This is a genomic window from Archangium gephyra (genome assembly GCF_042230915.1).
Lineage (GTDB): Bacteria > Myxococcota > Myxococcia > Myxococcales > Myxococcaceae > Archangium > Archangium gephyra_B.
Genome location: NZ_CP102578.1, coordinates 8367928 through 8391494, shown reverse-complemented (window position 1 = coordinate 8391494; position 23567 = coordinate 8367928). Strand labels below are relative to the sequence as shown.

The following is a 23567-nucleotide window of genomic DNA, read 5'->3' as shown; positions in this document are numbered from 1 at the left end:
GTCCTCGTGTTGGTGGCCGTGGCCCTGGCGGGTCCCGGTTGCCGGAGGGCGGTGAAACCGGAGGCGGGGGGAGATCGCACGGTGGAGGCCGGCGTGCCGGTGGGCTTCGGCTCCGAGGCCCGGGACGCGCCGGAGGTGAGCTGGGACTTCGGAGACGGCACGCCGCCGCAGCAGGGCGCGCGGCTGTCCCACGCCTTCCCGCGCGCGGGCAGCTACCAGGTGCGCGCGCTGGAGAAGGACGAGGTGCTGGCCAGTGCCATGGTGACGGTGGTGCCCCGGCCGGTGCTGCGCGCCATTCCGGCCGACGCGGAGGTGGCCATCTTCTTCCCCCAGCTGCGCGGCAACGTGGAGCCGCTGGTGGACTTCGCCTCGCGGATGCTGGGCCAGGCGCAGGCGCGGCAGGCGCTGGAGGAGGCGCCGCTGCTGTCGTTGGTGCTGCGCGAGCTGCGGAGCGAGCCCCGGCTGGTGGATCCGGAGGAGGGCGTGGGCTTCTTCTCGCTGCCCGGCTTCGAGGGCACGGTGGCGCTGCTGGGCGTGACGGACAGCCAGGCCGCGCTGGACGCGGTGGTGGAGGAGCTGCGCTCCGGAGGCGCGCGGGTGGTGGCGCGCGAGCCCGAGGGCGCCGTGCGCTTCCAGCGTGAGAGCGGGACGACCATGCTGCTCTTCCCGGACAGGGGCTACCTCTACCTGGTGGTGCCGGACTCGCCGGACGAGGAGGGGGAGGAGGACGGCGAGGAGGAGGCGAGCCTGCGCATCGAGAAGGTGCTGGCCCAGGAGGGCGGGCCGGAGGCCGGGGCGGAGGAGGCGATTCGCGCGCGCATCACGGGGATGAGCGGCCCGGGGCTGTCCGAGCAGCCGCTGCTCACCGAGCTGAAGCCGAAGGTGGGCGCGGGCAACGTGCACCTCTTCGCGCGGGCGGAGGAGGGAGACACCTCCGACGGCATCCGCGGCATCTGGGCGGCGCTGAAGGTGGAGGAGGGGCAGGCGGACCTGGAGGGCTGGGTGGCCACGGACAAGTCGCTCTTCGCGGGCAAGAGCGGGCCGGGCTCGGAGCTGCTGGGCAAGGCGCCCGCGGGCCCCATCGCCGCGCTGATGGTGTCCATGCCGCCCGAGGAGATGACGAAGCTCGTCTTCGGAGCGCCGGGCTCGGAGCGCCGCGAGCGGACGATGCAGCGGCTGCAGCTGGAGGGCTTCGACGCGGCCGGCGCGGAGAACCTGCTGGGGGCGCTGCGCGGAGACATGACGCTGCTGGCCTACTTCGACGCGGTGGCCTTCTACCGCAACTTCTTCCTGGGCAACCGGCGGCCGGAGCCGCGCGGCACGCTGCTCTTCCAGGCGGGGCTCGTCCGCTCCGAGCCGGTGCTGGAGTGGCTCACCGGGCGGCTCAAGACGCGCGGGCAGCCCTACGAGGTGGTGAAGGGGCAGGACGGCACGCGCCTGCGCACGCGGGTGATGGATCAGCCGGTGGAGCTCACCGTGTCGGCGGACCGGCTGACGGTGAATGGCGGCGAGTCGCTGGGGGTCCGCCCCCCGGGGGACGTGGGCACGGCCCTGCGCGAGCGCTTCGGCGCCAATGCCTTCGAGCCTGGCCACCTGTCCGGCATGGTGGACGTGGGCCGGCTGCGTGCCGAGCTGGACGCCCCCAAGGAGGTGCCCGGCGTGTCGCCGCAGCAGCTGCCCGTGGCCCGCTCGCTGGTGGGCACGATGTTGGATCAGCTGCCGCCCGTGGAGAGTATCTTCATTGACTTCGCGCCCGAGGAGGGCGGCGGCCGTTTCCGGGCGCGTGCCGCGCTGCGAGAGCGGAGCAGATAGGGAGCCGTGTCCAACACCATCACCGTCCTGTACTTCGCCGCGGCGCGCGAGCGCGTGGGGCTCCCGCGAGAGCCGCTGGAGCTGCCCCCGGGCGCACGTGTGACGGACGTGCTGCGCCTGCTCGCCACGCGCCACCCCGCCCTGGCACCCCTGCTGCCGCACCTGCGGGTGGCGGTGAACCAGGAGTTCTCCAGCACGGAGGACGAGGTTCCCGCCGGCGCCGAGCTGGCCCTCATTCCGCCAGTGGCCGGGGGCAGTGGTGGCCTGTTCCGCGTGGTGGACCGGCCGCTGCGGCTGGAGGAGGTGGTGGAGGCGGTGTCGGGTGAGGCGTATGGAGGGCTCGTTACCTTCTCCGGCTCGGTGCGCAACCAGACGCGGGGCCGGCGCGTGCTGAGGCTGGCGTACGAGGCCTATCCGCCCATGGCCGAGAAGAAGCTGGCGGAGATTGGCGCCGAGGTGGCCGGGAAGTTCAACGGGACGCGGCTGGCCATCGTGCACCGGGTGGGGACGTTGACGCCGGGCGAGCTGGCCGTGGTCATCGCCGCCGCCGCGCCCCACCGCAAGGAGGCGTTCCTCGGGTGCGAGCACGCCATCGAGCGGCTCAAGCAGGACGTCCCCATCTGGAAGAAGGAGTTCTTCGAGGACGGCGAGGTATGGGTGGGCCTGGGGCCCTGAATATCCCCTCTCCCCTCGGGAGAGGGTCAGGGTGAGGGTGCCAGTCCCCGTTCTTCAACCCGAGGCCCGCAGTGGGGGCAGGGGGTTCAACCCGGGTTCACTCGATACCCTCACCCCGTCCCTCTCCCGAAGGGAGAGGGGAAGTGGGCGCGGGGAAGTGGGCGCGGAGAAGTGGGCGCGGGGAAATGGCCGCGCGGCCAGCGCATGTGTTCCCAGTCAGTTGATGCCGAGGTTGGCGGGCACCGTCTTCACGCCCGCGTCGGGCTGCTGCGCGTCCGGGGAGATGGGCCGGGCGGGCGTGTCCACTCCGAGCCGCTTGCGCTCGGCCTGCTCGCGATCACGCGCCGCCTTGATGGCGCGGGCGTTGGACTCGGCCATCTTCTCGGGCGAGGGCCCCGCGATGAGGAAGCCGATCGGCAGGCTGAGGAAGAGGGCCGCCCCCATCGCCACCCAGCCGAGGTCGCGCAGGTGCACGCTCGCCTCGCGCTTGCCCGCCACGGAGTAGGTGAGGTGCAGCGAGAGGTCGCCCTCGCGCAGGCGCAGCAGATCATCCCGGGTGAGCGCCACCCAGGTACGGTCTCCGGTCCGCTGCAGCTCCGCGTCCGGCACCGGGCGGAAGGCATCGCCGCGCCGGCTGCGCTCGACGCGCGCGGCGGGAGGCACGAAGACGCGGTAGCCCTGCGCGGTGCGCTCGGCCAGCAGGTAGGGCTCCTCCGGCAGGGTGAAGCCGTAGAGCGGCAGGGCCGTCTTCTCGTCCTGCGCGGCGAGCACGCGTGTCTGCTCGGGGCCGAAGCTCCACACCTCGTTGCGGGTGGTGCCCCAGAAGAGCTCGCAGAACAGGCCGTCGTGCTTCGCGTTGGTGCTCTTCGCCTCGGTGCTCATAGGACGGGGAGCATAGGCCCTTCCCGAGGCGTTGGCGTCGCCTTCGGGTGGGGGAGCGTCATCCGGGGGGCACTTCCGGCCGGGTGTACAGCGGCTGGCCGGGCGTGGACGCTTACTCGCCGAGCCCGTCCGCTCGCAGGGGCAGGCCCCCGTCGGAGGCGGCTGGAGCGGGGAGGGCGGCCGCCGCGGGGCTCGCGGGGGCCGAAGCGGGCGGGGCCATGGCGGCGGTACGGGTGCGCCGGAGGTGCTGGCGCAGGTCCGCGAGCGCCACCGTCAGCACCACGCCCAGCAGCACGAGGAAGCCCACCGCGTGCACCACCGTCTCCACGCGCGGTGGCACCTTGCGGCGGCTCACCGCCTCGATGAGGACGAAGAGCATCCGCCCCCCATCCAGCGAGGGCAGGGGCAGCAGGTGGAAGAGGGCGAGCGCCACCGAGATGCTCACCAGCACGCGCAGGAAGGAGCCCAGGCCACTGCCCGCCGCACCCGAGGACTGCTTCACCAGTCCCACCGGGTTGGCGTCCGCCATGCTCCGCCGCCCTTGCAGCAGGCCGCCGAGCATCCGCGCGCCCTCGGTGGCGAGGTTGCCCGTGTGCGCGATGGCCTGCAGCAGCGCCTGGCCCGGGCCATGGATGCGGTACACGTACTGCTGGCTCACGCCGATGCGGCCCTCGCCCCGCTCGTCGGGACGCGGGCGCACCCTCGCTTCACGCGGCTCGCCCTGGCGCTCGACGCCCAGCGTCAGCTCGCGGCCGGGGTTCTGGGCGATGAGTTCCACGAAGCCGCTCCAGCTCTCCAGCGGCTGTCCGTCCACGCTGACGATCCGGTCTCCCGGCAGCAACTGGGCGCGCGCCGCCTCCGAGCCGGGGGTGATGGTGCCCACCGTGAGCGGCACCACCACGTGCGTGCCCGAGGTGTAGAGCGCGAGGAGGATGCCCAGCGCGAAGAACCAGTTGGTCAGGGGCCCCGCCAACAGCACCAGGAAGCGCTTCCACGGGCGCTGGGCCGTGAAGCTCGTGGGGTCCGCCGGGTCCACCCCGGGCTCGTGGGGGTTCATCCCGTGGATGCGGGTGGAGCCACCCAGCGGGACGGCCCCGAGCACGAGCTCCGTTCCCCGGAACTTCCAGGTGAAGACGGCCGGGCCGAAGCCGAAGGTGTACCGGTCCACCCGTACGCCGAGCAGCCGGGCGGCCACGAGGTGTCCCAGCTCGTGCAGTGCGACGAGCAGGCCGAGGGCGAGGAGGAGGGGGAGGTAGTGCATCCGGGAGTGCCGAGCCTCAGAGCTTTCGCCGCTGGCCTGTCCGCTTGTAGGCCAGGTAGTCGGCGAGGATGGTGCCGTGGTCGAAACACAGCTCCGCGGGCAGGCCATCCACCGGGAAGGCCCGGGCCTCGGCCGCGTCGTCCGAGCCGGTGGGCTCTCCCGTGGCCCGGCAGAGGTAGACGGTGGACACCGTGTGCTTGCGCGGATCCCGGGACGGGTCCGAGTAGGTGAAGAACTGCTCCACCACCTCCACGTCCAGGCCGGTCTCCTCCTTGGCCTCGCGCGCGGCGGCCACGTCCAGCCGCTCGCCCTCGTCCACGAAGCCGCCGGGCAGGGCCCAACCCAGGGGCGGGTTCTTGCGGCGGATCAGCACGACACGCTCCCCTGGCAGCTCGATGATGCAGTCCACCGTGGGCGTGGGATTCTTGTACGGGGCCATGGAGCAGCCAGTCTAGCCGCTGGTGCCACCATTGCACCCTGCACGTGTGCTCGGGCTGAGCTAGCCTGCATGCCGTGGCCGCTACCCGACTGTTCCGATCGCTCCTGATGTCCGTCCTGGCCCTGTCGCTCGGCACGGGCTGCACCAACGCCTTCCTCCAGAACGAGGGCCCCTATGCGCTCACGGCCACCGAGGTGATCCTCGATGACTGCGGGCTGCTCTCCGCGTCCTCCGTCCAGGACAGCTTCGACACCGGAGAGCTCATCATCACCGGCGAGGTCGTCCGGATGGATTACGAGCTGATGGACATGCAGCTCGTGGGCGCCTTCCTCGAGGGCGGCTCGACGGACAATGACGGCTTCATGCTCGATGGCAGCGCGGCCAATGCGCCGCTCAATGCCAAGGGGACGCAGTGCACGGTGGAGCAGGTGACGGTGCACCTGGAGGCCACCACCCTATGCCCCACGCAGTTCGAAGGTGTGCTGCGCGTGCGCTACGAGCCGCGCGTCCAGCAGCCCGAGTGCGCCTGCCAGGTGTGGATGCGCTACCAGGCCGTCCAGAATGGGCAGCCCTGCGGCCCCCTCGTTCCTTGAGCCAGGGAAGGGCTCGCGGGGCGGTGCTGCTCACCGCTCCAGGTGGGTGATGCCCGCCTCGAGCAGCGCGGCGACGCCTCGCCGGGCCACGTGCACCACCTTGTGACGGTGCGGTGTGCCCGGTTGCGTGTAGTGGCCGCTCACCTTGTGGTGCAGCTCCGTGGCGCCCCAGACGAGCACCAGGTCTCCCCACTCCAAGTCGCTCTGCGCCTTCACCGCCGTGCGCCGCTCGGTGCCGTCCACCATGCGCAGCTCGATGCTGCCGCCGAGCGTGCCCTCCAGCTCCTCGCGCACCGCCGGCGAGCCGCCCACCACCACCACCCGGCGCACTCCATGCCGCCCGCACGCCTCCAGGAAGGCCGTCTCCGCGCGCCGGTTGTTCGAGCCTCCGCAGTGCTCACAGTGGCTGCGCGGCTCCACCGGCAGCGGCTCCCGGCCGCTCGCCTTCGCCACCTGCTGGCACGCGGACGCGGCGCACACCCGGTAGAAGCGCTCCGTCAGCACCTGCTCGGCCCGCGGCAGCTTCGGCTCGCTGATGCGCACCTTGCGCGAGCTGGTGAGCCCCGCCTCCTCCAACGCGGCCCGGGCACTGGCGCGTGAGGCCGAGGGGGTGATGCCCCGCTCGGCCAGCCACCCGTCGATGTCCTTGTCCGCGCTCACGGCTGTCCGTTCCCCGTGAAGAGCTCACCCTGGATGGGCCCGGCGGCCTCCGCGGGCACGCTGAGCCCGAGCGCCTCCCGCACCGGCCCGAAGCTGCGGCGGTGGATGGGCAGCACCCCCTTCTCCCGGATGCTCTGCACGTGCTCGGCCGTCGGGTAGCCCTTGTGCTCGGCGAGGCCGTAGCCCGGGTACTGCACGTCCAGCTCCCGCATCAGCCTGTCCCGCGTCGTCTTCGCCAGCACCGACGCCGCGGCGATGCTCAGCGAGAGCGAGTCTCCCTTGATGATGCCGCGCTGGGGCAGGGTGCACTCGGGAATCGTGAAGGCGTCCAGCAGCACGTAGTCCGGCTGAATCCCCAGCCCCTGCACCGCGCGGTGCATGGCCAGCAGACTCGCCCGGCGGATGTTGAGCCGGTCGATCTCCTCCGAGTCCGCCTGGCCCACCGCCCATGCCACCGCCCCGCGCTTGATGGCCTCGGCCAGCTCGTCGCGGCGCGCCTCGTCGGCGATCTTCTTCGAGTCGTCCAGCCCCTCCAGCTTCCAGCCCTTGGGGAGGATGGCCGCCGCGGCGACGACCGGGCCGGCGAGCGGGCCCCTGCCTGCCTCGTCCACCCCGGCGATGTGCGTGTGGCCCAGCTCCCACAGCTCGCTCTCGAAGCGCAGCAGGTGGCGCAGGCGCTGGCCCTCGGCGCGGTTCTTCCCCTTCAGTCCCCGGATGCGGCGGGCGAGGGCCTTCGCCCCCTGGCGCGGATCCGCTTCCAGCGCCTCCAGCAGGCCCGTGGGCACGGAGCGGGACTGGGTCACGAAGCGCTCGGTCAGCTCCGTCAAGGAGCACCGGAGGAGGTCTTCCACACTCGACATGGCGTCCTCAACCTAGCGAGTCGGGACGCGCGGGACAAACGCCGAGTGAGGAGGCAGCCGCCCGGAGGGGCTTACGGATTGAGCTGGAGCTGGACCGTGTCGGGGTCGGGGTGGCAGTGGCACTCGTCGCACGTCCAGGCCACCTCGGCCGGCACGCTCACCTTGGAGCCGGCGGTGGCCGTCAGACGCACCATGCCCTCGCCAATGTCCTCGTTCACCGCCGTGGTGACGCCTCGGTCCCCCGTGGTGCCGGTGATGGTGCGCCCCGTGTCCACGTGCGTGGCCGTGACGAGGGCGTCCTCCACCGGGGTTCCCTGTGCGTTCACCACCTCCACCCGCAGCGTGATGAGTTTCTCGGTGCAGGGGTCTCCCTGCCGGTTCACCCGCAGGCCCCCGTCGCAGGAGACGAGCGGTGTGAGACCCAGGAGAAGCAGCAGCTGGCGTGCCCGAAGCATGCGGAGGGATTGCGCACGGCCCTCCCGCGCGGCAACGCCGGATGTCAGCTGGTGGGCGGAAGCCGGCCCTGAGCGAAGCGCGAGGCCTCCGTATCCGGGTACCGGTCAACGATGTAACGGTAGACGTCCTCGGCGCGCGTCTGCTCCTGCATGCGCTCACCCAGCACGCGGGCCAGCAGGACGAGGGCGCGCGGGGCCACTGGATCATCCGGGGCCGAGTCCGCCGCGGACTCCAGGGCGCGCACCGCCAGGGCGTTGTCCCCCTGCGCGGCCGACGCCTGTCCGACGAAGAGGTGCACCGCCGGGGGGATGGAGCCCTTGGGCAGGAAGCTCAGCGCGGTGTAGAGCGCGAGCGCCTGGGGGACGTCACGGGCCCGCACCGCCGCGTCGAGCTCCTGCAACCGGGCCTCGGGGGCGGCCGCTGCCTCCGGGGTGGGGAGCGAGGCCGGGGCGGGGTCCACGCGCAGCGAGGTGCGCGGCGTCGCGTCCGCCAGCACCGGGGTGACGTAGTCGCTCGGCGCGCCGTACCCGATGGCATCTCCCCGCGTGTAGAGCAGCAGCCCGAGCACCCGCGCCATCACGAAGAACACCAGGCACTCGAGCACCTGGGCCAGCCAGCGCGAGATGATGATCTCGAAGGGGATGTCCCGCAGGCTGGAGCTGACGAGGTGGACGACGAGGTAGACGAGGCCCAGGGTGAGCAGCGCGCCCAGGGCCACCGCGTAGTCCCGTCCGAGGCGCAGGATGCGTTGCAGGCCCGTCACCGGGTTGAGGATGTCCAGCAGGCCGGCGCCCGTCATCGCCATCATCAGCGTCATCGGCAGCCAGGCGAGCCCGGTGAGGGCCAGCAGCCACGCGACGGGGTCCTCCAGCAGCTGCTCCCCCGGAATCGAGTGGAACCTGCCGGTCATGTAGAACATCGGGTCGCTCAGCAGGCCATCCATGTATTGCGAGACGTTCCAGCCACCGCTGAGCACGAGGTAGAGCGGAAGCGGGAGCCACACCACGCTGCTGGCCACCATGCCGCGCAGGGCCGGGACGAGCCAGTCGGAGAAGACGTCGCTGTAGTCGGGGATGGGCACCTCGCGCTCCCCGCGCAGGGTGGAGCGCATGAGGGAGAAGAAGGCGCCCCAGAAGATGCCCGCGCTGACCGCCGCCGGTGCCAGCCGCGCCACGATGAGCGTGACCTGCGTCATGAAGCCCGCGATGGCCATGGCGGCGCCGAGCCCCGCCGCCACCATCAGCCCTTGCCGGGTGAAGGGATAGCGCCACACCTGCCCCAGCCGGTCCGGGAAGGAGGCCTGCTCCGAGCGGTGGAGGACGAGCGTCTCGGCCTGGCCGCCGCACTCGCGGCAGAAGAGCAGATCCACCGTCTGCATGCGCCGGGCTTCCACGCACTCGGGACAGAGCGGGGCGCCGCAGCCGTCACAGCGCCAGCCGGCGGTGGCGGAGGGGTGGCGTTTGCAGCGGGCGAGACGTTTCGGCGGCATGGTGCGGACCTCTGCTGCCTCCAGCCTACCCCGACTCCTCCCAGGGCGCGCCCAGCCAGGCCTGGTAGGCCGCCTTCTGTGCATCGGTGGGCTTGTCCACCCGGGCCAGCCATACGGCATCCGCGGGCTTCTGGCCGAGCGTCACCGGCACCTCCACCAGCCTGTCCCGGCGGAACACCGTGAGCCGCACCGTGTCCCCCGGCGACTTGTCCTCGGTGCGCGACAGCAGCCCCGCGGCGTCCACCCGCCAGCCGTCGAGCGCCACGAGCTCGTCCTCCACGTACAGCCCCGCCTCCTGCGCGGGCGAGCCCTCCAGCACCGTGGCGATGGTGGCGCTCCCCTTGGTGGTGACGCCCAGCCAGCCCTTCGGCCGGGCCTCGCCCTTCACCCGCGGTGGGGGCGTGCCGCCCTTGTCGCTCGGGGACTCGCGCGGACGGAAGCGCACCTCCAGGCCCACGTGCGAGAAGACGGAGTAGTCCAGCTCCTCCGTGGTGCGCACCGCCCGGTCGAAGAAGGCGCTCAGGTCCCTGCCCGCCACCTCCGAGGCCGCCGCCTCCACGCCGTCCTCGGGTACCCCGGACTCGTCCCCGTAGCGCTGCCACAACAGGCGCATCAGGTCGTCCAGGCCCCGCGCGTTGTCCGTGGCGCGGCGGATCTCCAGGTCGAGCAGCGCGGCCACCACCTCGCCCTTGAGGTAGTAGGAGATGGCGCTGTTGGGTGAGTGCTCGTCCGGGCGGTAGTGTTTCACCCAGCTCACCAACGATGCCTCGGCCAGCGTCTGCGTCTTGCGGCCCGGGGTGGCGTGCAGCGTGGAGAGCGTCTCGCCCAGCCGCGTGAGGTAGCGGTTGTCGCTCATCAACCCCGCGCGCAGCACGAAGACGTTGTCGTAGTAGGACGTGGCCCCCTCGAAGGCCCAGAGCAGCGAGGTGTAGTTCTCCTGCGAGTAGTCGAAGGGCACGAGCGCCAGCGGCTTCACCCGCTTGATGTTCCACAGGTGGAAGTACTCGTGGGCGGCCAGGGTGAGTAGATCCTCCCAACCCCGGGCGTTCTGCAGCCCCGCGCGCGGGAAGAGCAGCGAGGTGGACGCCTTGTGCTCCAGCCCGCCGCGGCCCTTGTCCGTGAGGTAGAGCAGGAAGAGGTAGCGCTTCATCGGCAGGCCGCCGAAGAGCTTCGCCTGCGCCTCGACGATGCGCTGCAGGTCCGAGCACAGGCGGCCCGCGTCCGGCACCGTGTCCCCCCACACCACCACCTCGTGCGGCACGCCCGCGGCGGTGAAGGTGAGGGGCGTGTTCGGCCCCACCTCGAAGGGGCTGTCCACCAGCTCGTCGTAGTCCTTGGCGACGAAGGCCTCGCCCCGGCGCTCCAGCGCGGCGAAGGCCTTCCAGCCCGCGGGGGCCTCCACGGTGACGAGGTGCTCCATGCCGCGCGTGGCCTCGGTGTAGAGGAAGAGGGTGGCGCCGTTGAAGTAGCCGTGGCTGCCATCCAGGTGGCTGGTGCGCACGGTGAGCTCGTTGGCGTAGACGCGGTAGCGCAGCGTCACCGCGCGCCCCTGTGCCTGCACGCGCCAGCAGCGCTTGTCCACGCGCCGCACCGCGAGCGGCTCGCCTCCCGGGCCCGCGGCGCTCAGGTCCTGCACCTGGCGTGAGAACTCGCGCACGAGGTAGCTGCCGGGCGTCCACACCGGCAGCACGGCATCGAGCACGTCCGGGCCCGCGGGGAAGGTGGCCTCCACCTCGAAGAGGTGCGAGTGCGGGCGGAGCATCGAGACGCGATAGTGGACCGCTTCCGGCATTCCGAGCCCTCCAGGGGGCGAGAGGGGGACAGCATCACCAGGGGACGGGCCCAGGCCGCCCCCCGGCGGACAGGCTACTTCGCGCGCACGAGGATGGCTCCGAAGAATCCATCCGTGCCATGCAGGTGTGGGGCGAGCCGCAGGAAGGGCCCCGGGCCCACCTTCGCGCCCAGCTCCGGCCCGAGCTGCTCGGCCACCGGCCGCACCGAGTAGTCCGGGTGCCTGGCGAGGAAGTCCTCCACCACCTGCTCGTTCTCCTCGCGCAGCACGCTGCACGTGCCGTAGATGAGCCGGCCTCCCGGCTTCACCATCTGCGAGAAGCGCTCCAGCAGCCGCTTCTGCTTCGCCACGTGGTCCACGAGCATCTCGGGCGTGAGGCGGTAGCGCGCATCCGGCTTGCGGCGGAAGGTTCCCGTGCCGCTGCACGGCGCGTCCACCAGCACCCGGTCCGCCTTGCCCTTGAGGGAGGCAATGGCCTCGTCGGCCTCGGCGCCCTCGGGGGGGATGACCTGGGTGCGCACGTTGTGCACCCCGGCCCGGCGCGTGCGCTTGCGCAGCTCGTCGATCCGCCACTCCTCGATGTCCAGCGCGTGCAGGTCTCCCCGGTTCTTCATCTGCACGGCGAGCTGCAGCGTCTTGCCGCCCGCGCCCGCGCACGCGTCCACCACCTTGGTGGGCGGCGCGTCCACCAGCATGCCGAGCAGCTGGCTGCCCTCGTCCTGCAGCTCGAACCAGCCTTCGCGGAAGGCTTCCAGCGAGAAGGCGTTGGTGCGCGTGTCCAGGAAGACGCCGAGCGGCGAGAGCGGGGTGGGGGTGGACGGCACACCCTCCCGCTCCAGCATCGTGCGCAGCTGCTCCCGGGTGCCCTTGAAGCCGTTGAGGCGGGCGGTGAGGGGGGCGCGCTCGTTCATCGCCTCGGCGGCACGCTCGGCGTCGTCGCCGAAGACGGCGCGGAAGTGCGTGGCGAGGAAGTCCGGCAGCGAGGCGGCGATGGGGAAGCGCTTGTCGCGGGGGAGGGCCTCCAGCGCCCGGGCGGCCTCGGGCAGGGCGGCGAGCGCGTCGGCCTGGGAGCCCGTCAGCCCCGAGGTGCGGGCCACCACGTCCAGGGGCTCGCCGTGGAGGATGCGCGAGGTGGCCAGGCGCAGCACGTCCTGGCGCGTCTTGTCCAGGCGGGAGAAGCCCTTGTGGGCGCGCTCGAGGAGGAAGTCCACCGTGAGCTGGCGGCGCAGCAGGGCGTAGACGCGCTCGGCCACGGCACGGCGCTCGTTGGAGTAGAGGTTGCGCTTATGGCGCAGGGTGAAGTCCAGGGCCCGGTCGGACAGGCGGCCCTCGTGGCGGATGTAACCGTAGGCCTCGAGGCTCGCCTGGAGGACGAGGTCCTCGCGCAGCGGGCGGGCCGCGCGCGACGCCTCGGACTCGGAGGAGGGCGGCTCACGTCGGGACTGGGGCGCCCGCGGGGGCGGGCGAGGGTTCTTCTTCATGAAAAGCTCCGGGGGGCCCGGGAGGCGGGCCTGCTCTGTCGGCAGGCAGGCGAATCGCATCCCGGGCGCTCAATGACAAGGATGGAAGTGCCTTGTCCTGCCGGCTAGCGGCGGCGGCGGCGGCGCAGGGCCCCGGCGAGCACCAGGACGCCCGCGGGGAGCAGCGCCATCGCCGGCCCGGCCGAGCAGCCCGGGGCGTTGGCGCCCAGGTCTTCCGGGTCCTCGGGGGTGGTGGGCAGCCCGGGGTTGCCGGTGACGGGGCCGGGCGTGGGGGTGGAGGGCTGCAAGGGGCCCGGCTGCTCGGCGTACGGGGGCGACGAGGGATCGGCCGGCACCGGTGCCTCCTCCGCGGCGGGCGGGAGGTCCTTGGTGAGGGTGAAGCTGTCGATCATCTGGCCCGAGGGCGTCAGCACCTGGGCGGAGAGGGTGCCCTCCTCCACCTTCACATCCAGGTAGCCGTGGTCCCGGTCATTGCGCACCACGGTCCACGAGGGCTTGCTGGTCTGGAAGGGGCGCAGGGACGCGCCGCCGCCGCCCACCACGAGGTAGGTGGGGTTGCGCTGGCCCGAGGGCCCCACCGCATCGCCCTTCATGGGGTAGCTGCGCTCGTAGTGGTGGTCGTGCCCGGTGAGCACCAGGTCCACCCCGTACTTCTCGAAGAGGGGGGAGAACTCGCGGCGGATGAGGGGCTGCGAGCCGTGCTCTCCGCTGCTCCAGGGCGGGTAGTGGAGGAAGACGACCTTCCAGGGCGCGTTGCTGGCGGCGAGGTCCTGATCCAGCCACTTGCGCTGCGCGGTGAGCGAGCAGCGGTCCTGCGCGGCCATGCCCATGGCGCAGTTGGCGTCGAGCGCCGCGAAGTGCACGTGCCCCCAGTCGAAGGAGTAGTAGTGCTCGCCGCCGGTGGCGCTGGTGGGCAGGTAGAGGTTGTCGAAGTAGGGCTGGGCGCGGTTGGTGACGTACTCGTGGTTGCCCGGGACGGCGACGGAGGGCACCTGCGCGAGCAGCGGGGCCATGGGGACGAAGAGGTTGTTCTGGAACTCGGCCTCGGTGCCGGACTCGTAGGCGTTGTCGCCGAGCATGAGGAAGAGCTGCGGCTTGCGGCCGAGCATGGCGTTGGCCACGGCCCGCTGGTCGGCGTTGTTCATGCCGAAGTCGCCCACGGCGGAGAAGTGGACGCTGCGGGTGCCGGGCACGGGGGCGGTGGAGAAGCGCACGGGGTTGGTGCGCGCGCCACAGGCCTCCACGAGGTAGGTGTACTCGGTGCCGGGCCGCAGGCCGGAGAGGACGATGGCGTGGTTGCGGCCGGCGTCCGCGGACGGGGCGGACTGGTCGGTGGAGCCTTGGGTGCCGTAGCGCACGGAGGGGACACAGTTGCCATCGAGCCGGAAGGCGATGGTGGCGGTGTCCGGGCCGACGCGCTGGAGATAGGGCTGGCGGGTCAGGCTCGCGGCGCTGGCGCTGCTCGCGGTGAAGGTGAGCGCCGCGGCGACCGCGCCGAACGCCAGGGAATACAGTCGGTGCATGTTGCCTCCTGTCCGAGCCATTCGGACGGGGAGTGCAACCGTCCACCGTGTGACATCCATCCAATTTTCGAGGCCCGCCCGCCTGCTCCTCGGCGAGGAGGCGAGGGGTCGTCAGGCATTGCGAGTATCAGTCGAGGAAGCGGCGCTCCCAGCGGCGAACTGTCTCTTCGACAGGGACACCCTGGCGGGGTTGCTCCTGGTAGAGCCAGGGCTCCAGGACGCGTGCGAGCTCCCGGTAGGCGGGCAGTGTGTCGCCCTGTTCCGTGTCACCGGCTTCCGGCCATCGGCCCAGGGTGATGACGGCCCGCTCACCCTCCATCTCCTGCACGGTGGTGCCCGGAGAGTTCAGTTGGGAGCGCAGCCCCGCTGTACCGCCCAACTCGCCCAGCACGGGCTGGCCCAGGAAGGTCAGCCAGGCAGGGCCTCGGAGCCGGGTGCCGATGTCGAACGAGTGAAGGCTCGGATCCGGAATGTCCATGCCCGGGTAGCGGAAGCACAGCTTGTGTACTTCTCGCGGAGTTCCCACCACGTCCATCTCGCAGTTGAAGGCGAGGCCCGCATGGCCCGAGCAGAAGGGGAGGGGACTGGCCAACTCCAGGGCCAGCTCGCGCACCCGCCCCGGGCCGTGTTCCTCCAGGAACTCGGTCGGCAGCCAGAAGCTCACCGCGCACACCATGTTCGCTTCGTTCTCCCAGGGGAGAGGAGCGTCGATCGGCCGGCCCTCGTAGACAAATCGATACTGTTTCTCGGCGCCTGCTGCATCCCACAGTTCGATGAGGGCGCTGTGTTTGTTGAGGAGCGCGCGCCGGGTTTGCTCCCATCGGGCCTCATCGAGTTCCAGCCACGCTCCCGTCTCATGCCAGTAGCCGCAGAGCAGTTCGGGCCCTCCTCCCAAGGCTCGGACGTATGTCTCCAGGGAGCGCAGGACAGCTGGTGCCACCGCCGCATGGGACTGGCGCATGTAGAAGTTGATGCTCAGCGCTTCGCGGATCATCAGTGCACCACATTCGACGCGGATGCGGATGCGCGGATAGTGCTTGCTCATCGGATGACTCCCCATCTGGGCATGATTCGCGCTGGACTGACTCCCAGCAACTGCTCGTACACTTGTCCCTGTCTCCTTCCTTGATAAGGATGCCCTTCGGGGTACGTATCCCAACGCGGAATCCGGTCGGGGTTCACGCAGGGAAACTTGAAGTCGTAGATGGCCTGTACATCGAGGGGGTCTCCCGAGTGGATGACCACATCCGGCCTCACGGTTCCTCTCAGCTCGCCCTGGTTGCCGAAGTCCTTCAGCGCCTGTTCCTCGGCGGGACTGACCAGCTTCTTGCGCCTCGTCCGGCCGTCGTACCGGTAGCGCTGCTCCAGGCTGAAGCCACCGGGCCGCAGCTTGTTGAGTTCCTCTTCGGCGCATTGCCGGGCGACCTCATGCATCTCCGTCCCGAGCCGCATGGCCCACGTCACGCTCCTGCCCTGGGTGTCCACAGTCCCCTGGTTGCACTCGTTGGCATCAGGAGCAGGGCCCTTGAATGCCGTCGGGTAGCGCAGGAGCACCTCCGAGCGGGCCATGTTGGCGCAATCCGTGAGGGCCTTCTCAATGGAGGCTCTTGCCTCGTTGTCCAACACCGCCATGACAGCGGCGACGGAGGCCACGGCCGTACCCGCCTGCCGGATGGGCTCGAAGGCGGCCTCCTTCCCCAATAGTGCCGGGCAATTGGCGGGGTTCTGCCGGCAAGCGGCCGAGGCGGAGTTGTCGTAGCTGTAGCTGTCGCCTCGTTGCGCTCCCACGGGCGTGGTGCACGCGGACTGGAGCACGAGCGCCATCCAGGCCACTCGCGGACGGAGAAGACGAAGGGACACGCCGCACCTCGAGGAACCGCGTGGGCCGGAGACCGTTGCCCCTGCAGTTCACGGAAGTGCTGGCGGGTGCGTCAATCCATCGGATGACGAAGTGGGCGGAGGATGTTCCCCCGCCCACGAATGGCCCCAGTGTCTCAGGGCTTCTTCACCTCATAGGAGACGAGCTCCTCCAGCCGCTCGCCGTCCTCCTTCACCTTGCCGATGCCGGGCGCCAGCCAGTACGTGCGCTCCTGGTTCTCCTTGTCCCCGCGCTCGCGCTTGATGCGGATGACATTGGTGAAGGTGCCCGCGGGCGTGACGACGGTCTCGTTCACCGCCTCCACGCGCCAGATGTATGTCTTGTCCTTGTCCTCCGTCGAGCCATCGCCCAGGCGCGTCAGCTCACGGATGTCCGAGTCGTAGCGCCACCCCACGGGCCGCTCCGTGGACAGCGACTTCACCGTCGCGGGATTCCAGGTCGTCACCCGCGCCAGCGTGTCCCCCTTGCGGTCCTCCTCGCGCAGGCGCACTACCACCCCGTTCACGTCCACCTGCCAGGACAGCTCCTCCAGGTGCGGCTGCGAGCTGCGCACCGCGATGGCCCGCATGCTCGTCTCTGGCACCGTCTGCTCGCCCAGCACCTCCACCCGCTTCTCGAAGGTGCCTCGCACCGGATCCGTGATGCGGTACGTCCACGTGGTGCCCTTCGTGAGCGGCCAGAGGCTCGTGAACGGGGCCTGTTGCCCCGGGTCCGGCGGGTTCTGCTCTCCCCCCGTGCCCGGAGGAATGTCCGGCAGGTCCACCGTCCCATCCTGGTTCGTCGTGGGCGACTTCCCCTGGTCTCCCGTGGGCAGGCTCCCGCCCTCGCCGCACCCTGTCCAACACATCGCCGCCACCACCGCGGCCCACCCCCAACGCCTCATCCCCGCTCCTCCCAGCTTCCCTTGTTTGAGGGCATCTCCGACCACCGCAATCCCCGGAGCGGGCCTCCCGCCGAGCGGCTCAGCGCCGACGCGATCATCCCCGGCTCCTTCTCCTCCACCTCGAGCTCCAGCCGCCGTCCGTCGAAGTCCAGCGCGCAGCTGCGCACCAGCACGTTGCGCTCGCCGAGCTGCTGCCTCAGCCACGCCTCCGCGCCCGCCAGGTCATCCGCCTGGGCCGACACCAGCATCCGCTGCTTCGGGGCCAAGGGCTCCTTCTTCTCGAAGAGGTCCAGCACCAGCAGCAGCGCGGCGACGAAGGCCGTGCCCACGCCGGCCAGCCCCAGGCTGCCGTGTCCGCACGCCATGCCCAGGCCGATCATCAGGAAGAGGATGGCCGCGTCGCGCGGATCCTTCAGGCCCGAGCGGAAGCGCACGAAGCTGCCCAGGCCCACCAGCCCGAAGGCCTTGGCCGTGCTGTCGCCGATGACGGCGGTGATGACGGCCGCCGCGGTGCACAGCAGCACCTGGGCCTGCATCATCTCCGCCTTGGGCAGCGCCTTGTGCGTCAGCAGGCGCCAGGGCCGCAGCGCGAGCACCGTGCCGATGAGCACCGCCGCCATCAGCCGGGGCAACATCACCCCCGCTCCGGGCGCGGAGACCTCGGATGTCACTTCCTTGAAGAGTCCCGAGAACAGCCCGTCCATGGCCCATCCTTTCGATTCAGAGCGCCGGCTGCGGGGCGTCGTCCCCGGCCAGCCGTTGCGAGGTGCGCTCCGAGGGGAGCGCGGCCAGGTGCGAGGCGGCCACGAGGCGGTAGGCGTTGCGCAGCACCGGCAGGCGGCTGGAGGTCAGCTCCAGCGCGCGCAGCACGAGCGCCTCGGCCCGCTCCGTCAGCGGCAGCCCCTCCATGGAGGACACCACCGTGGCCGGCCAGCGCGACACGAAGGCCTCGCGCAGCCGCCAGGCACGCGAATCATCCAGCCCGTCCAGCGAGTCCAGGGCCTCCTTCGTCAGCGGAGCGCCGCGCTCGCGCAGGGCGTAGGCCTCGTCGCTGGAGAGCCCGGAGAGCGAGCGCAGCACCAGCTTGAGCGCCTTGTCCTCCAGCGCCACGCGCAGCTGCCGGGCGAAGGGCGTGTCCATGCCGTGGACGCTGCGCAGCACCGCCAGCCTGTCATGGCCGAGCAGGCTCTCGCGCAGGGCATCCGCCCGGGCCGAGTCCAGGCCGGTGAGGCTGCGCGCCACGTCCGCGTACAGCCCCCGCCGCACGCCCAGCTCCCGGGCCGCCCAGGCCGGCTCGTCGTCCACTCCGCCCAGCCCGCAGAGGACCTCGCTCAGGCGCCCCTCGCGCAGCGCGTGCTCGCGCAGGGCCCACGCCTCGGGCGAGTCGTTGCGCCTGAGGCCGGCCAGCACGTCCCCCGGGGCGTGCGCGTACAGGCGCTCGCGCAGGGCCATGGCCTGCGGGGACGGGTTGGCGCCGAGGCTCAGGGCCACGTCCTGGGGCACCACCTCCACCAGCAGCTCGCGCAGGGCCCGGGCCGGCTCGTCGTCCAGGCCGGTGAGGCTGCGCACCGTCAGTCCCGGGAAGCGCTCCACGAAGCCCAGCCGCCGCTGGTGCGCGGGGAAGCCGGGAATGCCGCCCAGCAGCCACACCGCCAGCTGGGGCTCGCGCAGCTCCAGCCCGTCCAGCACGCGGAAGAAGTGCTCCTCCACCTCGTCCATCGTCGACGGCACCTGCACCGGCGTGGGGCTCGGCGGCGTCATCCGCTGCGCCGGCAGCTCCCGGCCCTCCAGCCGCGCCACCACCGCCTCCACCAGGCGCTGCTCCAGCACATGCAGCGGCTGATCATTGTTCTCGATGATGAGCCAGCGCGCCGGGTCCTTGCGCGCCAGGGCGAGGAAGGACTCCCGCATCCGCACCGCCAGGCCCGCGCCGGCCAGCCCCTTGCGGCTGTCCGAGTCCGGTACCCGCTCGCCCTTGCTCTTGCCCAGCCGCTTGCGCAGCCGCGCCAGGTCCGGCTCCACGTCCACCAGGATGACGAGGTCCGGCCAGAGCCCTTGCGAGGCCAGCTCGCACGCCGGCTCGAGCGCCGCCCCGGGCAGCCCGCGTCCGCCGCCGCTCAGCGCCAGCTGCGAGTACAGGTAGCGGTCGCTGATGCACACCTCGCCCCGAGCCAGCGCGGGGGCGATGACCTCCTCGAGCTGCTGCGCGTCCCGGGCGAGGTTGAGGAAGAACTCGGTGCGCGGAGACATCTCCAGCAGCTTCGAGTCGCGGGTGAGCTCGCGGATGCGCCGGGCGATGGGCGAGCGCAGCTCTCCTCCCTCGCGCGCGTGCGCCACCCGGTAGCCCAGCCGCCTCAGGCGTTCCGCCAGGAGGTTGGACAGGGTCGTCTTGCCGCTGCCGTCGATGCCTTCGAAGTCGATGAACACGGTTGCTCAGCCCCCCAGAATCCCGTCCGCGACGAAGTCGTGGACCCTCGCCATCCCCTCGGCGAACTTGCTGTACGCCGGCTTCCTCCCGGGGTTGAGCGCCGCCAGCCACTCGGGCAGCTCCTCCCCCAGGTGCTTCACCTCCACCACCACCCGCTCATCCAGCGCCAGCGGCTCGCCCAGCCGCTCCGCGCTCAGCGTCGTCTCGGAGAGCGCCAGCTCCGGCGTAATCCGGTGGAAGCCGATGTCCCGGTCCACCGTCACCCGCCACGCCTGCGAGCACTGGTACACGTGCCGCCGGTACGTCACCGCCAGCACCGGCATCAGGCTGCCCCCGGCGATGAGCGGCAGCAGCCGCACGCCGCCGCGCAGCACGTTCCCCAGCTGTGCGCGCGGTACCCAGACCCGGCGCTTCTGGGTGAGGCCGTTGCGCTCGCGCTTCACCTCCAGCACCACGCGCTGCACGCCCCCGGCGCCCATGTCCGGCGAGTACTCCTTGGTGCGCACCTTGAGACAGTCGTTCGGCGTGCCCAGCGAGCGCTGCGCGAGCGGGTAGCCCGGCTTGTCGAAGTAGACGGAGGTGATGCTGGTGGGCGGCGACAGGTAGCCGCCCAGCGACGCGGACAGCCGCGCGCACAGCGCCACCGCCTCGTCCCGTCCCAGCACCAGCTTGAACTCCCGGCGCAGCTTGGTGACTTCTCCTTCCGCGAACTGGAGCATGGTCGATCTCCGTTCCTAGAAGCGGGTGGCGAGCTGCAGCGAGTATTCGAAGCCCGAGGCCTCGTCGCCGGGACGCAGCGCATGCTCGGCCTGCAGCTGGGCCTTGAAGTGCTCGGAGTAGAGGACGTTGAAGCCCCCCACGAGCGCGTAGCCGCGGGCCTTGAGCGGGCCGAGCAGCTGCATCGCCTCGGCGCCCGCCACCGGCTGCACCGCCCAGCCCTCCAGGGGCAGCGGCACCGAGTAGCTGGCCAGCCCCAGCTGCGCGGCGAAGGGCCCGGTGGGCAGGTGCCCGTTGACGTACTCGCCCGTCACCTCCAGCCCGCCCAGCCGCAGCACCGCGTCCGCGGCCAGCGCGTAGGTGCGCGCGCCCTCGAAGGCCTGCGCGAAGTAGCTGCTTGCCCCCAGGGTGAGGACCTTGAAGGGACGCACGCTCGCCCGCAACGCGGCGTCCTCGCTGGCGCGGATGCCGGTGTCCTCGTCCTTGGTGCCCTGGAAGACGCCGCCGGACACCTTCAGCTTCCAGGCGTCCTTGAGGCTCACCTCGCCCATCAGTCCCAGCCGCCGGCCGCCCAGGTTGTGCGTGTCCTCGAGGTAGTCCGCCACCAGCCCGCGGCGAATGACGGGCAGCCGCCACGCGGACTCGAGCTCGCGCGCGAGGAAGGGCGCCTTGAACTGGCCGCCGTAGAGGCGCAGCCGCTTCTTCCCATCGGCCACCCGCACGAAGGCGTCCTTGAGCAGCGACTTGGAGGACAGGTCCGCCGTCACCTCCGCCTCCACATGGGGCAGCGACGCGGCCAGGCCCACGCGCGCGGAGGCAATGGACAGCGAGCGCGCGTACTGCTCGCGCTCATCCGCGCTCACCCGGGCGAAGACGCGCCCGAAGGGAACGACCCGCAGGCCCTTCGTCTCCTCGTCGTTGGCCGACGTGCCCTCGCCTCCCTCCGAGAGGGGCTCCTCCTGCTTCGGCTTCGGCTCCTTCTGCTTCGCCGGCTGGGGCGGTGCTTCCACCTGCGCGGGCGTGGGCGCGGCCACCTCCGGGTTCAGCGCGGCCACCTCTTCCGGCTGCGCCGCGGCCACCTCGGGCTGCGAGGTGTCCGCCTCGGGCTGCGCCACGTCCACCTCGGGCTGCCAGGCCTCCGCCTCCGGTGCCGGCTCCGCGGCCAACACCGGCGTGCCCAAAAGGAGGACCGTGGCGAGAAGCCCCCGCCTTCCCTTCCCGACCCCTCGTTGCTCGCCCATGCACTCCTCCTCGCCCGGTCCGTGCGAGGGGACTGCAACCAGGGTGCCCAAGGGGAGGCTGTCCGGGAGCCGACAGCCGCCCCGTCTCGGCGTCCAAAAGCCACCGGCACAAGGGCGTCACGAGGCCGTGACAGGGAAGGAAACTTCCACCCCAGGGAGATGGAGCGCCTGTCGAAGTTACTGCTCAGTGGATGGCGTGTTTTCAGTCTTCACCGGCGAGGACGCGCGATCAGGACGGGGCGTCTCGCTTTCCGATGCCGGGAACGAGATGAACGCTCCGAGCCCGGGGGCCTCTTGCTGTCGGCTTCGAGTGATTCGCTGGCCGAGCGAGTCGTGACTCGTCGATACCGGCGAATGGATTCGCAGCTCTCCGGGCGGTCCAGGTGTAGACGTCTATACTTGGTGTATGTTAATGTAGGATTATTTGTGGGGAAAGGTGCGACCCCAGGTGTAGACGTCTACACCTGAGCGGCGGTGCATCCCGTTTTCGGGCCAGGGCGCTCAAGAGGCCCGGACAGCCATCCCAACGTGGTGCGGGTGCTGGGCCATGGGCGCCAGCCCTCCCCGGATGACGGCTACCTCTACCTCGTCATGGAGTACGTGCAGGGGCAGCCGCTGCTGAGGCATGCGGACGAGTCATTGGAGGACTCAGCGAACCTGCTTGCTCCGGATGTCATTGCCGGGGAGATCGTGGACGACCTGTGCGCGGCCCTGGAGCAGTTCGAGGCGAGGGATTGAGGAGGGTCGCTGGCGGGTGCCGCCTGAGAGGGTGTTGAACAGGAGCAATCCGGCGAGCCGGCGGAGCCAGCCGCATGTCGGCCCTTCATGGCTTCCTCCCAACCGCACCGGGGAGGAGCATGTTGGCCATGAAAAACAATGGAGCCAGGACGAGGAGCACCTTGGGGCTGGTGGGTTTTCTCCTGGTGCTCGTGGCGGCCCTCGGTGCCCAGGCGCAGCCGCCCTCCTCCAAGCTCCCGGGCCGCAAGCCGGACTCCAGGGAGCCCTGGGGCGCTTTCCTTGGCAAGGCCGCACATGAGGTCATTGGCAGGGAGTACAGCGTGCAGCATCCCACCAACGTCGTCTTCTTCGACACCGTCGACCTCTACGGCATTGTGGGGAAGGGGAAGTTAGGAAACCCCAAGCGTCTTCCGGAGCTCGTGAAGCGCTTGCGCCCGGACATCACCGATACCGTCGCCCTCGTGCTGTTCGAAATAAAGCCGGACGATGAGGAGTCGCGCAGGGAAGGGAGAAAACAGGCGGGGCGCTACCTGGCGGCCCTGAATGAGGTGGCGGAGCCTGACAAGAAGCTCACGGGAGGCACCGGCTTCGAGGGGACGGTCTTCCTCGAATTCGAGAACGGGGGCGCGCTGTGGAAGTTGTCCTGGCGCACGCCAGAGCCCGGAGTGACGCTGTACCGCTGGAGTTACCGGCGCAAGAAGCCCGGTGCCTCCTGGGAGGAGCGGGTGGCGCAGAAGGAAGAGGAGTTGCCCAGGGAAGAGGTAGAGCAGCGCGGCGAATTGGCCGGGCAGGCGCTCCGGGCTGCCTATGAAGGAGGCGAACACCCCAAGGGTTTCCAGGGCCAGGTCTACTTGCCCGCGGACTGCCGCTGAGCGAGTGCCTGGCGCTTGAGGCGCATCTGACCGCTGTGGTAGGGCGCGCGGCCATGAACACGGAACAGCCCTCTGTGCTCGAGTTTCCAGCGTGGCTCTACGGCACCAAAGCCGCCATCCGGCGCAAGGCGAGTGCCGAGGGCCGCTGGTGGGCCCGGGAGTACCTCAAGACGGGTGCCTTCCCCCAGCCCCGGCGGATGCGCCAGGTGCTGCCCGGCGAGGTGCTGTTGATGCACGCTGCGGCCGACTTCGACAGGGGCGACCCCCTCTGGCGGATGCACATGTTCGGCGCCGTCTCCATGGACTTAGATGAAGGCGTCCCGGAGGAGGAACTCCCGCGCATGAGGGAAGCCTTCGAGTCCTTCTGCCTCGGCACCCCTTGGGGCGTCCTCGAATATACCGTGTATCCGCCACCGCTGTGGAGCGCGGAGCGCATGGCGAACCGGCTCGCCTCGCTGCTGCGCTTCTGGGAGGTGCTCCAGGGCCCGCGCTACGCGTTCTGGTCATTCGATCAGAAGTACACGCTGGACGAGCTCATGGACGATATCTACCGCAAGACGCTGGAGGCCTGGTGCCCCGGAGGCCCTGCCTCGGTCCGAGAGCACCTGGCCCTGACGGTGGAGCGCATGGCTCGCGCCACCCGTGAGGAGTGTGAGCAGGCCGTGCTCCGGGTGATTCCTTTCCTGGTGGACGTGAACACCGATCTCAAACACCGCGAGGCGCTCAGCGACCCGGACTTCCTGCGCGAGCGCCTGCGCGCGCTTCCCCCGGAGAAGTTCGAGGATGTTTCCAGCGCCGACAAGTACGCAGTGACCAGGCAGTTGTACATCTGGGACAGGGAGTTGGGGCGTCAGTAGCAACGGACGCGCCTGCTCACGGCCAGGGG

The 23567-nt window shown here is 70.9% G+C and carries 23 protein-coding genes; 6 read left to right on the top strand and 17 right to left on the bottom strand.

Annotated features, from left to right (window positions below):
• Positions 1-51: 51 nt before the first annotated feature.
• Positions 52-1812 carry a PKD domain-containing protein gene (locus NR798_RS32775; RefSeq protein WP_375766460.1) on the top strand — a complete coding sequence of 587 codons (1761 nt, stop codon included), beginning with the start codon at positions 52-54 and terminating at the stop codon, positions 1810-1812.
• A 6-nt stretch (positions 1813-1818) separates the two neighbouring features.
• A complete protein-coding gene (locus NR798_RS32770; protein WP_375766459.1) occupies positions 1819-2487 on the top strand; it encodes a molybdenum cofactor biosynthesis protein MoaE in 669 nt (222 codons plus the stop codon).
• A gap of 216 nt (positions 2488-2703) precedes the next feature.
• Here the strand turns inward: NR798_RS32770 and NR798_RS32765 are convergent, their stop codons facing one another.
• From NR798_RS32765 to NR798_RS32755, 3 genes are all read right to left on the bottom strand, one after another.
• Complete coding sequence (locus tag NR798_RS32765) at positions 2704-3369, bottom strand: hypothetical protein (protein WP_375766458.1); 666 nt, start codon at positions 3367-3369, stop codon at positions 2704-2706.
• A 112-nt stretch (positions 3370-3481) separates the two neighbouring features.
• Entirely contained in the window at positions 3482-4630 is a 1149-nt protein-coding gene (locus NR798_RS32760; RefSeq protein WP_375766457.1) for an RIP metalloprotease, read from the bottom strand.
• 16 nt (positions 4631-4646) lie between these two features.
• Complete coding sequence (locus tag NR798_RS32755; protein ID WP_375766456.1) at positions 4647-5069, bottom strand: NUDIX domain-containing protein; 423 nt, start codon at positions 5067-5069, stop codon at positions 4647-4649.
• A gap of 107 nt (positions 5070-5176) precedes the next feature.
• On the opposite strand from NR798_RS32755, the gene NR798_RS32750 reads away from it, so the two are divergent.
• Positions 5177-5662 carry a hypothetical protein gene (locus NR798_RS32750; protein WP_375766455.1) on the top strand — a complete coding sequence of 162 codons (486 nt, stop codon included), beginning with the start codon at positions 5177-5179 and terminating at the stop codon, positions 5660-5662.
• Positions 5663-5692: 30 nt separating this feature from the next.
• Here the strand turns inward: NR798_RS32750 and NR798_RS32745 are convergent, their stop codons facing one another.
• From NR798_RS32745 to NR798_RS32680, 14 genes are all read right to left on the bottom strand, one after another.
• Entirely contained in the window at positions 5693-6322 is a 630-nt protein-coding gene (locus NR798_RS32745; RefSeq protein WP_375766454.1) for a hypothetical protein, read from the bottom strand.
• The gene (locus NR798_RS32740; RefSeq protein WP_375766453.1) at positions 6319-7182 is read right to left on the bottom strand and encodes a ribonuclease HII; all 864 of its coding nucleotides are present in this window, start codon (positions 7180-7182) and stop codon (positions 6319-6321) included. The genes NR798_RS32745 and NR798_RS32740 overlap by 4 nt, the downstream gene beginning before the upstream one ends.
• 71 nt (positions 7183-7253) lie before the next feature.
• Positions 7254-7637 carry a carboxypeptidase regulatory-like domain-containing protein gene (locus NR798_RS32735; RefSeq protein ID WP_375766452.1) on the bottom strand — a complete coding sequence of 128 codons (384 nt, stop codon included), beginning with the start codon at positions 7635-7637 and terminating at the stop codon, positions 7254-7256.
• Between the two features lie 44 nt (positions 7638-7681).
• Positions 7682-9127 (bottom strand): hypothetical protein, encoded by a 1446-nt coding sequence (locus tag NR798_RS32730; protein ID WP_375766451.1) that lies wholly within the window; start codon positions 9125-9127, stop codon positions 7682-7684.
• A 25-nt stretch (positions 9128-9152) separates the two neighbouring features.
• A complete protein-coding gene (locus NR798_RS32725) occupies positions 9153-10919 on the bottom strand; it encodes a M61 family metallopeptidase (protein WP_375766450.1) in 1767 nt (588 codons plus the stop codon).
• Between the two features lie 74 nt (positions 10920-10993).
• A complete protein-coding gene (locus NR798_RS32720; protein ID WP_375766449.1) occupies positions 10994-12400 on the bottom strand; it encodes an RsmB/NOP family class I SAM-dependent RNA methyltransferase in 1407 nt (468 codons plus the stop codon).
• A 104-nt stretch (positions 12401-12504) separates the two neighbouring features.
• On the bottom strand, positions 12505-13923 hold the full coding sequence (locus NR798_RS32715) for a metallophosphoesterase (protein ID WP_375766448.1): 1419 nt from the start codon (positions 13921-13923) through the stop codon (positions 12505-12507).
• 127 nt (positions 13924-14050) lie between these two features.
• A complete protein-coding gene (locus NR798_RS32710; protein WP_375766447.1) occupies positions 14051-14968 on the bottom strand; it encodes a DUF3396 domain-containing protein in 918 nt (305 codons plus the stop codon).
• Positions 14965-15783, bottom strand: coding sequence for a hypothetical protein (locus NR798_RS32705; protein WP_375766446.1), 819 nt, complete (start codon positions 15781-15783; stop codon positions 14965-14967). Before NR798_RS32705 ends, NR798_RS32710 begins: the two co-directional genes overlap by 4 nt.
• Before the next feature lie 134 nt (positions 15784-15917).
• Positions 15918-16685: a hypothetical protein gene (locus NR798_RS32700; RefSeq protein ID WP_375766445.1), complete on the bottom strand. Its 768-nt coding sequence runs from the start codon at positions 16683-16685 to the stop codon at positions 15918-15920.
• Entirely contained in the window at positions 16682-17389 is a 708-nt protein-coding gene (locus NR798_RS32695; protein WP_375766444.1) for a DUF4956 domain-containing protein, read from the bottom strand. The genes NR798_RS32700 and NR798_RS32695 overlap by 4 nt, the downstream gene beginning before the upstream one ends.
• A gap of 16 nt (positions 17390-17405) precedes the next feature.
• Positions 17406-19112: a dTMP kinase gene (gene tmk, locus NR798_RS32690; RefSeq protein WP_375766443.1), complete on the bottom strand. Its 1707-nt coding sequence runs from the start codon at positions 19110-19112 to the stop codon at positions 17406-17408.
• 6 nt (positions 19113-19118) lie between these two features.
• On the bottom strand, positions 19119-19832 hold the full coding sequence (locus NR798_RS32685) for a VTC domain-containing protein (RefSeq protein WP_375766442.1): 714 nt from the start codon (positions 19830-19832) through the stop codon (positions 19119-19121).
• Between the two features lie 15 nt (positions 19833-19847).
• Positions 19848-21071 carry a hypothetical protein gene (locus NR798_RS32680; RefSeq protein WP_375766441.1) on the bottom strand — a complete coding sequence of 408 codons (1224 nt, stop codon included), beginning with the start codon at positions 21069-21071 and terminating at the stop codon, positions 19848-19850.
• A gap of 528 nt (positions 21072-21599) precedes the next feature.
• On the opposite strand from NR798_RS32680, the gene NR798_RS32675 reads away from it, so the two are divergent.
• The 3 genes from NR798_RS32675 to NR798_RS32665 all read left to right on the top strand — a co-directional run bounded on the left by NR798_RS32675 (position 21600) and on the right by NR798_RS32665 (position 23538).
• Positions 21600-21809 carry a hypothetical protein gene (locus NR798_RS32675; RefSeq protein ID WP_375766440.1) on the top strand — a complete coding sequence of 70 codons (210 nt, stop codon included), beginning with the start codon at positions 21600-21602 and terminating at the stop codon, positions 21807-21809.
• A 128-nt stretch (positions 21810-21937) separates the two neighbouring features.
• Positions 21938-22681: a hypothetical protein gene (locus tag NR798_RS32670; RefSeq protein WP_375766439.1), complete on the top strand. Its 744-nt coding sequence runs from the start codon at positions 21938-21940 to the stop codon at positions 22679-22681.
• 53 nt (positions 22682-22734) lie between these two features.
• On the top strand, positions 22735-23538 hold the full coding sequence (locus NR798_RS32665) for a hypothetical protein (protein WP_375766438.1): 804 nt from the start codon (positions 22735-22737) through the stop codon (positions 23536-23538).
• Positions 23539-23567: the final 29 nt, after the last annotated feature.